The sequence below is a fragment of the Bacteroides sp. BFG-637 genome (assembly GCF_024793605.1).
In the GTDB taxonomy this organism is placed as follows: domain Bacteria; phylum Bacteroidota; class Bacteroidia; order Bacteroidales; family Bacteroidaceae; genus Bacteroides; species Bacteroides vicugnae.
In genome coordinates, this window is record NZ_JANUPD010000002.1 from 5,383,676 (window position 1) to 5,396,490 (window position 12,815).

Annotated in this window: 7 protein-coding genes and 1 pseudogene; 7 read left to right on the forward strand and 1 reads right to left on the reverse strand. The window is 44.2% G+C overall.

Annotated features, from left to right (window positions below; all coding sequences use genetic code 11):
• Positions 1-40 precede the first annotated feature (40 nt).
• From gltB to NXX38_RS21190, 4 genes are all read left to right on the forward strand, one after another.
• The gene (gltB, locus tag NXX38_RS21175; RefSeq protein ID WP_195649975.1) at positions 41-4,591 is read left to right on the forward strand and encodes a glutamate synthase large subunit; all 4,551 of its coding nucleotides are present in this window, start codon (positions 41-43) and stop codon (positions 4,589-4,591) included.
• Between the two features lie 121 nt (positions 4,592-4,712).
• Positions 4,713-6,053 carry a glutamate synthase subunit beta gene (locus tag NXX38_RS21180; RefSeq protein ID WP_234133496.1) on the forward strand — a complete coding sequence of 447 codons (1,341 nt, stop codon included), beginning with the start codon at positions 4,713-4,715 and terminating at the stop codon, positions 6,051-6,053.
• Between the two features lie 212 nt (positions 6,054-6,265).
• Positions 6,266-7,933: an asparagine synthase B gene (gene asnB, locus NXX38_RS21185; RefSeq protein WP_258981035.1), complete on the forward strand. Its 1,668-nt coding sequence runs from the start codon at positions 6,266-6,268 to the stop codon at positions 7,931-7,933.
• Positions 7,934-8,104: 171 nt separating this feature from the next.
• Positions 8,105-8,872, forward strand: a complete 768-nt coding sequence (locus tag NXX38_RS21190) for a glycerophosphodiester phosphodiesterase family protein (protein ID WP_167511904.1) — start codon at positions 8,105-8,107, stop codon at positions 8,870-8,872.
• Between the two features lie 246 nt (positions 8,873-9,118).
• Here the strand turns inward: NXX38_RS21190 and NXX38_RS21195 are convergent.
• A pseudogene (locus tag NXX38_RS21195) lies at positions 9,119-9,416 on the reverse strand (thioredoxin family protein).
• A 414-nt stretch (positions 9,417-9,830) separates the two neighbouring features.
• On the opposite strand from NXX38_RS21195, the gene dapF reads away from it, so the two are divergent.
• From dapF to NXX38_RS21210, 3 genes are all read left to right on the forward strand, one after another.
• Positions 9,831-10,637, forward strand: coding sequence for a diaminopimelate epimerase (gene dapF, locus NXX38_RS21200; protein WP_217722540.1), 807 nt, complete (start codon positions 9,831-9,833; stop codon positions 10,635-10,637).
• An 87-nt stretch (positions 10,638-10,724) separates the two neighbouring features.
• On the forward strand, positions 10,725-11,957 hold the full coding sequence (locus NXX38_RS21205) for an LL-diaminopimelate aminotransferase (RefSeq protein WP_258981039.1): 1,233 nt from the start codon (positions 10,725-10,727) through the stop codon (positions 11,955-11,957).
• Positions 11,958-12,029: 72 nt separating this feature from the next.
• Positions 12,030-12,755: a hypothetical protein gene (locus tag NXX38_RS21210; RefSeq protein WP_195649972.1), complete on the forward strand. Its 726-nt coding sequence runs from the start codon at positions 12,030-12,032 to the stop codon at positions 12,753-12,755.
• Positions 12,756-12,815 lie beyond the last annotated feature (60 nt).

A 12,815-nucleotide genomic window follows, 5' to 3' on the forward strand; every position in this document is an offset into this window, starting at 1 on the left:
TACATCAAACAGGTATTATCATACAATAAAGCTATTAAGAATGAAGAAACAAGAACTTTTTAACAACGTAACAGAAGGATTCCCTTACCAACGACAGCCCAAACAGATGGGCTTGTACGATGCGGCATACGAACACGATGCCTGCGGTGTTGGTATGCTGGTTAACATTCATGGAGAAAAGTCACACGACATTGTTGAGTCGGCTTTAAAGGTATTAGAGAACATGCGTCATCGCGGTGCCGAGGGTGCGGATAACAAGACCGGTGACGGGGCAGGTATCATGCTTCAAATTCCGCATGAATTTATTTTATTACAAGGTATTCCTGTCCCCGAAAAAGGACGGTACGGCACAGGATTGTTATTTTTGCCGAAAAACGAAAAAGACCAGGCAGCTATTCTAAGTATTATTATTGAAGAAATTGAAAAAGAAGGACTCACATTGATGCATCTGCGCAATGTGCCCACCTGCCCCGAAATCCTGGGAGAATCAGCTCTGGCAAACGAACCGGATATCAAACAAATATTCATCACCGGATTTACGGAAACGGAAACTGCCGACCGGAAGTTATACCTGATCCGGAAAAGAATCGAAAATAAAGTCAGATTGTCATCTATTCCGGCAAAAGACGATTTTTATGTTGTGTCGCTCTCTACCAAAAGCATTATATATAAAGGTATGCTTTCATCATTACAACTGCGCAACTACTATCCGGACCTGACAAATAGCTATTTTACCAGCGGACTGGCATTGGTGCACTCTCGTTTCAGTACCAATACATTCCCCACATGGGGATTGGCACAGCCGTTCCGTCTGCTGGCACACAACGGTGAAATCAATACTATCCGTGGCAACCGAGGATGGATGGAAGCCCGTGAAAGTGTACTCTCCACTCCCACTTTAGGCGATATAAAAGAAATCCGCCCGATTATACAACCGGGCATGAGCGACAGTGCTTCTCTGGATAATGTGCTGGAGTTCCTGGTGATGTCAGGATTGAGCCTGCCACATGCCATGGCTATGCTCGTACCAGAATCTTTCAACGAAAAGAATCCGATCAGTGAAGATCTGAAAGCATTCTACGAATACCACTCCATCCTGATGGAACCATGGGACGGACCGGCCGCACTACTTTTCAGCGACGGACGATTTGCCGGAGGTATGCTCGACCGCAATGGCCTGCGCCCTGCCCGTTATCTGATTACTAAAAACGATATGATGGTGGTAGCTTCGGAAGTCGGTGTTATGGATTTCGAACCGGGAGACATTAAAGAAAAAGGTCGCTTACAGCCCGGCAAAATTCTGCTGGTGGATACGGAGAAAGGTGAAATTTACTATGACGGTGAACTGAAAAAGCAGCTGGCTGAAGCCAAACCTTACCGCAGCTGGCTATCTACCAACCGGATCGAACTAGACGAACTGAAAAGCGGACGCAAAGTTCCCCATCAGGTGGAAAACTACAACCGTATGCTTCGTACTTTCGGCTACTCCAAGGAGGACATCGAAAAACTGATTATGCCGATGGCAAGTACCGGAGCAGAACCGATCAACTCAATGGGCAATGACACTCCGCTAGCCGTACTTTCAGATAAGCCGCAGTTGCTTTACAACTATTTCCGTCAGCAATTTGCACAGGTAACCAATCCGCCTATTGACCCGCTTCGCGAAGAACTGGTGATGTCATTGACGGAATATATCGGAGCAGTCGGCATGAATATTCTGACACCCAGTGAAAGTCATTGTAAAATGGTACGCCTGAACCACCCGATTTTGAGCAATACACAACTGGATATTCTTTGTAATATCCGGTACAAAGGCTTCAAAACGGTCAAACTCCCTATGTTGTTTGAGGTTGCAAAAGGGAAAGCCGGATTGCAGGAAGCACTGGCCCATCTTTGTAAAATGGCGGAAGAATCCGTGACGGAAGGTGTAAACTACATTGTACTGACCGACCGTGAGGTGGATATTACCCATGCTGCCATTCCATCATTGCTGGCAGTAAGCGCTGTTCATCACCACCTGATTTCAGTTGGTAAACGGGTACAAACGGCATTGATTGTAGAAAGCGGTGAAATACGTGAAGTGATGCACGCCGCGTTATTGTTGGGTTTCGGAGCAAGTGCCCTGAATCCTTACATGGCATTTGCCGTCCTCGACCGACTGGTAAAAGACAAGGATATTCAGTTGGATTATACCACTGCCGAAAAGAACTATATCAAATCCATCTGTAAAGGCTTGTTTAAAATCATGAGTAAGATGGGTATCTCTACGATCCGCTCCTATCGTGGCGCTAAGATTTTCGAAGCTGTCGGTTTGAGTGAAGAGTTGAGCAAGGCTTATTTCGGAGGACTCGGTTCACCGATCGGAGGTATCCGTCTGGAAGAAATAGCCAGAGATGCCATTGCTTTCCATAAAGATGGATTTGAAGGTATTAAAAATGAAGAGTTATTAAAAAACAACGGTTTGTATGCTTTCCGTAAAGATGGAGAAAAGCACGCATGGAATCCGGAAACAATCAGCACGCTGCAATTGGCTACACGACTGGGGAGTTATAAGAAATTTAAAGAGTACACCCATCTGGTAGACGAAAAAGAGAAGCCTATTTTCCTTCGTGACTTCCTGGGATTCCGTCGTAATCCTATTTCTATCGATCAGGTGGAACCGGTGGAAAATATTCTGCATCGTTTCGTCACAGGAGCTATGTCTTTTGGTTCCATCAGCAAGGAAGCCCACGAGGCAATGGCTGTTGCCATGAATAAAATCCATGGACGCAGCAATACTGGTGAAGGTGGTGAAGATGCCGCGCGTTTCCAACCGTTGCCGGATGGCAGTTCTTTACGAAGTGCGATCAAACAGGTAGCTTCCGGTCGTTTCGGTGTAACGGCAGAGTATCTGGTGAATGCGGACGAAATTCAAATTAAGATAGCACAGGGAGCCAAACCGGGTGAAGGGGGACAACTTCCGGGATTTAAAGTAAATGATGTGATTGCGAAAACACGTCATTCCATTCCGGGAATTTCGCTAATTTCTCCCCCGCCCCATCATGATATTTATTCGATTGAGGATTTGGCTCAACTGATCTTCGATTTGAAAAATGTAAATCCACAGGCCAAAATCAGCGTGAAACTGGTAGCAGAAAGCGGTGTCGGTACAATTGCCGCCGGTGTGGCAAAAGCAAAGGCGGATTTGATTGTCATCTCCGGCGCTGAAGGGGGTACGGGTGCTTCTCCCGCTTCTTCTATCCGCTATGCGGGTATCTCACCGGAATTAGGATTGAGCGAAACACAGCAAACACTGGTTCTGAACGGACTTCGTGGCCAAGTAGTTCTGCAAGCCGACGGACAGCTGAAAACCGGACGGGATATCATCTTAATGGCATTAATGGGTGCCGAAGAATATGGTTTCGCCACCTCCGCATTAATCGTATTGGGTTGTGTAATGATGCGTAAATGTCATCAGAACACTTGTCCGGTAGGAGTTGCCACGCAGAATGAAGAGTTACGTAAACGCTTTCATGGACGCAGTGAATATTTAGTAAACTTTTTCACATTCCTGGCACAGGAAGTCCGTGAGCATTTGGCTGAAATGGGATTCACCCGGATGGATGACATCATCGGACGTACAGACTTAATCGAACGCAAGTCCGATGCCAATGACCCGAATCCGAAGCATACTTTAATCGACTTCAGCAAATTGTTGGCACGTGTTGACAACAGTGCGGCTATCCGTCATGTCATCGACCAGGATCATGGAATTTCTACTGTAAAGGATGTAACCATCATCGATGCCGCACAGGAAGCTATCGAACATGAGAAAGAGATTTCTTTAGAATATACGATTGCCAATACAGACCGTGCAATAGGTGCTATGCTTTCCGGAGTGATCGCCAAGAAATACGGTGCCAAAGGATTGCCGGAACATACGCTGAATGTAAAATTCAAAGGTTCGGCAGGTCAGTCTTTCGGAGCTTTTCTCGTACCGGGAGTTAACTTTAAACTGGAAGGTGAAGCGAATGATTACCTGGGCAAAGGATTGAGTGGCGGACGTATCTCCGTATTGCCTCCTATCCGCAGCAACTTCGAAGCCGAAAAAAATACAATCGCCGGTAATACCTTGCTTTATGGCGCAACAAGCGGTGAAGTATATATCAACGGCCGTGTAGGAGAACGTTTTGCTGTTCGTAACTCCGGCGCAGTCGCCGTAGTGGAAGGCGTGGGTGACCACTGTTGCGAATACATGACCGGAGGTCGTGTGGTAGTCCTCGGACAAACCGGACGTAACTTTGCAGCCGGTATGAGTGGCGGTGTGGCTTATGTATGGAACAAGGACGGTAACTTCGATTATTTCTGCAACATGGAAATGGTGGAACTGTCACTCATCGAAGAAGCCAGCTACCGGAAAGAGTTGCACGAACTAATCCGCCAGCATTACCTCTACACAGGCTCGAAACTGGCACGCATCCTACTCGACAACTGGAATCATTACGTAGACCAATTCATCCAAGTAGTGCCCATCGAATACAAAAAAGTACTGCAGGAAGAACAAATGAGAAAGTTACAACAAAAAATTGCAGATATGCAAAGAGACTATTAGATTTACAATTTGACTATTTACAATTTACTATTTGAATGTATAGTCTGTAAATAGTCAAATAGCAAATGACAAGATAGTCTAGAAATAGTAAATCGTAAATCGTCAAATAGTAAATAACAAGATGGGGGATCCTAGAGCATTTTTAAATATAGCTCGGCAGGAGGCGGGATATCGCCCTGTGAGCGAGCGAATCACTGACTATAGTCAGGTGGAACAGACATTGAATACAAACAGCCGTAAATTGCAGGCGTCACGCTGTATGGATTGCGGTGTACCTTTCTGTCATTGGGCATGCCCGATAGGAAATAAACAACCGGAATGGCAGGATGCATTATACAAAGGAAAATGGAAGGAGGCTTACGAAGTATTGTCATCTACTTGCGATTTTCCGGAATTTACAGGACGTATCTGTCCTGCCCTTTGCGAGAAATCATGCGTGTTGAAACTTTCGTGCGATCAGCCGGTAACCATTCGTGAGAATGAGGCGGCAATCGTGGAAGCGGCTTTTCGTGAAGGATATATACAGGTAAAGACTCCGGAAAGAAACGGAAAGAAAGTAGCGGTGATTGGTGCAGGTCCTGCCGGACTGGTAGTCGCCAATCAGTTAAATCTAAAAGGATATAGCGTTACTCTATTCGATAAGGATGAAGCTCCCGGAGGATTACTACGATTTGGTATTCCTAATTTCAAACTGGACAAGAATGTAATCGACCGGCGGATGAAGATATTGGCCGCAGAAGGAATCCGGTTTGAGATGGGAGTGGAAATAGATGTCAATCATTTACCGGAAGGATTCGATGCCTACTGCATCTGTACCGGAACACCGGCAGCACGTGACTTGAGTATTCCGGGACGTGAACTGAAAGGGATTCATTTCGCACTCGAAATGCTGGCACAGCAGAACAGGATTTTGGCAGGACAGACTTTCCCGAAAGACAAGTTGGTAAATGCCAAAGGCAAAAAGGTTCTCGTGATAGGTGGCGGTGATACAGGTTCCGACTGTATCGGAACCAGCGTGCGACAAGGAGCCGTCAGTGTCACCCAAATAGAGATCATGCCGAAACCTCCTGTCGGATACAATCCGGCTACTCCATGGCCTCAATGGCCGGTAGTCTTCAAGACGACTTCCAGCCATGAAGAAGGTTGTACACGCCGTTGGTGTCTGGCCTCCAATCAGTTTCTCGGAAAGAATGGAAAAGTGACAGGCGTAGAAGTGGAAGAAGTGGAATGGATTCCGGCAACAGATGGCGGACGTCCCACGATGAAACCGACAGGAAAAAAGGAAGTCATCGAAGCGGACATGGTATTGCTGGCGATGGGATTCCTGAAACCGGAACAGCCGAAGTTTGCCGAAAATGTATTCCTTGCCGGAGATGCGGATACAGGAGCCAGCCTCGTCGTACGTGCCATGGCAGGAGGAAGAAAAGCGGCTGCAGAAATAGACACTTATTTGACGAAATAATCTCCGAAGTAAGGAATACTAAGAAGTCTGACTGCTATTATCGGTTCGTTCCACCTAGGTGGAACTTAAGGATAACCTAGGTAGAATTTAAAGACAACCATGGTGGAACGAAAAGTCAACCTAGGTAGAACGAATAAATAATAGCAATCGGGCTTCTTAGAAACTGCGAATAAACAATCAACATATTCAATCACCCCCAAAAACTTAAAGTTATGTGTGGAATAGCAGGTATACTCAACATAAAGGTTCAAACGAAAGAACTAAGAGATAAAGCACTGAAGATGGCCCAGAAAATCCGTCATCGCGGACCGGACTGGAGTGGAATCTATGTAGGTGGAAGTGCCATCCTGGCACACGAACGCCTGTCAATCGTCGACCCGCAGAGCGGCGGACAACCGTTATACTCTCCTGATCGTAAACAGGTGCTCGCCGTAAACGGTGAGATATACAACCACCGGGACATTCGTGCTCAATACGCCGGAAAATATAACTTTCAGACAGGAAGTGACTGTGAGGTCATTCTTGCTCTTTACAAAGAGAAAGGCATCCACTTCCTGGAAAATATTAGCGGTATCTTTGCTTTTGTTCTTTATGATGAAGAAAAGGATGAATTTCTGATTGCCCGTGATCCGATAGGGGTTATTCCTTTATATATAGGAAAAGATAAAGAAGGAAGAATCTACTTCGGCAGCGAACTGAAAGCACTTGAAGGATTTTGCGACGAATATGAGGTATTCCTTCCCGGACATTATTTCCATAGCAAAGAAGGAAAAATGAAACGTTGGTATTCACGCGACTGGACAGCTTATGAAGCCGTCAAAGACAATGACGCACAAACCGGTGATGTGAAAACAGCATTAGAAGATGCCGTACATCGCCAGTTAATGAGTGACGTACCTTATGGAGTGCTTCTTTCGGGTGGGCTGGACAGTTCCGTCATCTCCGCTATTGCCAAAAAATATGCGGCAAAGCGTATAGAGACAGACGGAGCGAGTGATGCGTGGTGGCCTCAACTCCACTCCTTCGCCATCGGACTCAAAGGTGCTCCCGATTTGATTAAAGCACGTGAAGTGGCTGAATATATCGGTACTGTACACCATGAAATAAACTATACTATTCAGGAAGGTCTGGATGCCCTGCGTGATGTCATTTATTTCATCGAGACATACGATGTAACCACGGTACGCGCTTCCACTCCCATGTACCTACTGGCACGTGTCATCAAATCGATGGGGATTAAAATGGTGTTGAGCGGTGAAGGTGCCGATGAAGTTTTCGGAGGGTATCTATACTTCCACAAGGCCCCCACTCCACAGGCATTCCACGAAGAAACGGTACGTAAACTTTCAAAGTTACACATGTACGATTGTCTCCGTGCCAACAAAAGTCTGTCAGCATGGGGCGTAGAAGGACGCGTCCCTTTCCTTGACAAAGAATTTCTCGACGTAGCCATGAACCTGAATCCGAAAGCTAAAATGTGCCCCGGAAAGGATATTGAGAAACGGATTGTTCGCGAAGCCTTTGCCGATATGTTACCGGAAAGTGTGGCGTGGAGACAAAAAGAACAATTCAGTGACGGTGTGGGATATTCATGGATCGATACTTTGAGAGAAATCACAGCGGCTGCCGTTAGCGATGAGCAAATGGAACATGCTGCCGAACGCTTCCCCATCCATACTCCGCAAAACAAGGAAGAATACTATTATCGTAGTATCTTTGAAGAGCATTTCCCCAGTGAAAGTGCAGCACGCAGCGTACCGAGTGTTCCCAGTGTGGCCTGTTCCACAGCAGAAGCGCTGGCGTGGGATATTGCTTTCAGGAACCTGAATGAGCCTAGCGGACGTGCGGTGAGAGGAATACACGAAGAGGCCTATACTTAACTGATAAAAATAACGGAAAGAGCAGATTCTGTTATTCTTTTGTAGCATTTCTATTTTAAAATCCCAAGGATTAACGCAGATTAGCATATTATTGTCTGATTTGCGTTTTCTTTTTTATAATTTTGAGGCCAAACCCAATTAAATCTATCAAACTTTTAAAAGACCAAACAAATGAATTTAAAAAAAATGATGATGGCTTCTGCCCTTCTAATGGCTGCTTGCTGTATGCAGGCACAGACAAAAGTGATAGCCCACCGCGGATTCTGGAAAACTCCGGGATCATCACAAAACAGTATTTCATCACTTCTAAAAGCAGACTCCATCAGTTGTTACGGTTCAGAATTTGACGTATGGATCGCTAAGGATAACAAGTTGGTGGTCAACCATGATCCTGTATACAAGATGAGACCGATGGAGTATTCCAAAGGTGACGCACTGACCGGACTTAAATTATCCAACGGAGAAAACTTGCCCAGCCTGGAACAATATCTGGAAGCCGGGAAAAACTGTAATACCCGACTGATTCTCGAACTGAAAGCACATAGCAATAAGAAACGTGAAACCAAAGCCGTACAGGGAATCCTTGCCATGGTGAAGAAAATGGGACTGGAAAACCGCATGGAATATATCACGTTCTCCCTACATGCCATGAAAGAGTTTATCCGCCTGGCTCCTGCCGGTACTCCGGTATTTTACCTTAACGGGGAACTGTCTCCCAAAGAATTAAAGGAACTTGGTGCTGCCGGTCTTGATTATCACATGGGAGTGATTAAGAAACACCCCGAATGGATCAAAGAAGCTCATGAGCTCGGCTTGAAAGTAAATGTGTGGACTGTGGACGAAGTGGAAGATATGAAATCGCTGATCGAACAGAAAGTAGATTTCATTACCACCAACGAACCAGTCATCTTACAAGAAGAACTGAAAAAACATCAATAAGATAAAATCATTACAAAGTAAACTATTTAATATCCGTCTTTAAAGAAACAGCTCGTTCCTTTAAAAGAAACAGGATGTTTCTCGGTGTCGAACGGGTGGTTCCTTTTAAAGGAACCACCCGTTTCTTTTAAAGGAAAAATGAGCTTTCATAACAAACTAAATACCAGCATATTAAGAACACTCTTTTTTTCATTTGAAAAAGAAAAAGGTCATTTTCATATATGCCAATAAAAGATTACAAACGATTTACTGGAAATCATCTAATACCTCTTTCAACTCTCCTACCGTAAGCTCTCCTACCTGTCTCCATAATTCATGTCCCTTATGCAATAAAAGAAAGGCGGGCACTGTTTCTACATTATGCGCATCGGCTATTGTTCCTATTTTCTTCAGCATTCACTCTTATCAATTCTACAGTTCTCTTTTCGTAAGTCCGAAGCACAGGACCTATCCACTCATAATGAGGTGACCAGTCGGCATAAAATACTACCAACACCAAATGGTTGGTCTTAGCTGCTGTTTCTAATTGTTTCTCTATATTCATATCTCTACGTTTTTATATTAATGATAGTGCTAAAACAATGAATACAGGAAAAGGTTCTTCAGCATATCCGGCGAGCAATATGATAGATAAATAGGGGTTTTCACTTTCATATCGTCAAAAGGAAAAGGATATATTTCTTGTTTTTATAGCGGATTTCACCGATTATCAAGGCTAAATATTCTTCATATATTATGGAAGAATATGCAAAACAATTCACCCAAATAACAGTTTATTAATATATAAATAGGTATAATTTCAAATTATAACTAAACACAGCCGTATATAAAGCGATTATAAGTTTGAGGAAAATAAATAGATATTAGATATACTTTTTAGTAAAATATAAAGCAAAAAGTCATACCTTTGCATCGTAATAAAACAAAAGGATACAACAACCAATAAATAACAATCAAAATGATATCAAAAATTAAGTTCACAAAAATGCATGGAGCGGGAAATGACTACATATATGTAGACACAACCCAATATCCGATAACCGACCCTGCAAAGAAGGCAATCGAATGGAGCAAGTTTCATACAGGAATCGGAAGTGATGGACTTATATTGATTGGCATCTCTGATAAAGCGGATTTCAGCATGCGTATTTTCAATGCGGACGGTTCGGAAGCTATGATGTGTGGCAACGGAAGCCGTTGTGTAGGCAAATATGTATATGAATACGGCTTGACTGACAAAACAGAAATTACGCTGGATACACGATCTGGAATAAAAATTCTGAAACTGCATATAGAGGAAAAAACAGTCAGTACAGTCACCGTAGATATGGGTAGTCCGTTGGAAACAGACGGGATTCAGTGGGAAGGGAAGTATCCTTTCCGGTCAACCAAAGTATCAATGGGTAATCCGCATCTCGTCACATTTGTTGAGGACATCACCCGGATTGATTTACCGGAAATCGGTCCTGAACTGGAGAATCATCCTCTTTTTCCCGATAGAACTAATGTGGAGTTTGCACAGATTGTCGGCAAAGACACCATACGGATGAGGGTATGGGAAAGAGGATCGGGAATCACTCAAGCTTGCGGGACAGGTGCTTGTGCCACAGCAGTAGCCGCCTTCATCAACGGACTTACAGGAAGAAAAAGCGATGTAATCATGGATGGAGGGACAGTTACCATTGAATGGGATGAAATCTCCGGGCATATATTAATGACCGGACCGGCAACCAAAGTTTTCGATGGGGAGATTGAGGATAAGTAATAAATAAGTATTAGTAAGTATCAGATATTAAGTATTAAGTATTAGGTATCAGGTATTAGATTTTGCAGAACTTAAAACAATAACAAGATGGCATTAGTAAACGAACATTTTTTGAAGTTACCGGGAAGCTATTTATTCTCGGACATAGCGAAAAAGGTAAATACCTTCAAGATAACACATCCTAAACAGGATATTATCCGGTTGGGTATCGGTGATGTCACCCAACCGCTTCCGAAAGCGTGTATCGAAGCCATGCACAAAGCGGTAGAAGAGCTGGCCAGCAAAGATACATTCCGCGGATATGGTCCTGAACAGGGATATGATTTTCTGATTGAAGCAATTATAAAAAATGACTTTATTCCACGTGGGATTCACTTCTCGGCATCCGAGATATTTGTCAGTGACGGTGCCAAAAGCGATACCGGAAATATAGGAGATATTCTTCGCCATGACAATAGCGTAGGTGTTACAGACCCCATCTATCCGGTATATATAGACAGCAATGTCATGTGCGGACGTGCCGGAGTGCTGGAAGAAGAGACGGGCAAATGGAGTAATGTTACTTATATGCCTTGCACAAGTGAGAACAACTTTATTCCGAAAATTCCGGACAAACGGATAGACATTGTTTATCTCTGCTATCCGAACAACCCGACAGGAACGACCTTAACCAAACCGGAACTGAAGAAATGGGTGGACTATGCATTGGCAAACGATACATTGATTCTGTTCGATGCCGCCTATGAAGCATATATCCAGGATGAGAATGTCCCCCACTCTATCTATGAGATTAAGGGAGCTAAAAAGTGTGCGATCGAATTCCGTAGTTTCTCAAAAACGGCAGGATTTACCGGAGTACGCTGCGGATATACCGTAGTTCCGAAAGAACTTACTGCCGCCACATTGGAAGGAGACCGCATCCCACTCAACAGATTGTGGAACCGCCGCCAGTGCACCAAGTTCAACGGTACTTCTTACATTACCCAACGGGCAGCAGAAGCCGTTTACAGTGCAGAAGGCAAAGCACAGATTAAAGAAACAATCGGCTATTATATGACCAACGCCCAAATTATGAAAGAGGGATTGGAAGCCACAGGACTGAAAGTGTATGGAGGAGTCAACGCTCCCTACTTATGGGTGAAAACTCCGAACGGGCTTTCATCATGGCGATTCTTCGAACAGATGTTGTATGAAGCCAATGTGGTCGGTACTCCCGGTGTAGGCTTCGGACCAAGCGGTGAAGGATATATCCGCCTGACTGCCTTTGGCGAACGTAACGATTGTATCGAAGCAATGAGAAGAATAAAAAACTGGCTATAAGATAGTATTTCGCGCGCTACTATATACATGGACCGTACATCCACATTTTTCTAACTTAAAGGTAAAAAGACGATGAAAACGACGATTAACAAAAAATGGGGAGTAATAATAGTAGCATTATTACTGACAGGGTTTGCTCCATCCGCAATGTTGGCGCAAGATAAAGTGGAAGCTTCCGTTGGAGCCGATCTGGTAAGTGGTTACATCTGGCGTGGCCAGGATTTAGGCGGAGTTAGTATTCAGCCTTCATTGGGAATCACTTACAAGGGCTTCTCACTCGGAGCATGGGGATCGGTAGGGTTCGAATCGACAGATACGAAAGAGTTCGATTTAACTCTCGGTTATTCGACGGGTGGTTTTAGCGTTTCAGTGACGGATTATTGGTTTAATACCCAAACAGCAACTAACAAGTATTTTCAATACGGAGCTCATTCAACAGCTCATGTATTTGAAGCACAAGTCGGATATGACTTCGGACCACTGACAGTCAACTGGTATACAAACTTTGCTGGTGCCGACGGTGTGAAAGAAAATGGCAAAAGAGCTTATTCTTCTTACCTCGCACTTAGCGCACCATTCAAATTGGGAGGTCTCGACTGGACAGTAGATTTAGGGATGGTTCCTTGGGAAACAACTTTCTACAATGACTATACAAGTGGATTCTGCGTATCAGACGTAAGTATCGGAGCTTCCAAAGAAATCAAAATAACAGATTCTTTCTCACTCCCGGCATTTGCGAAAGTTACAGCAAATCCACGAACAGAAGGAGCTTACTTCACATTCGGATTAAATTTTTAGGAGAGAGAATTTAGAATATCAAAGAGCGTATAGGGATCAGGTAGTTAGAGTTTAGATTTT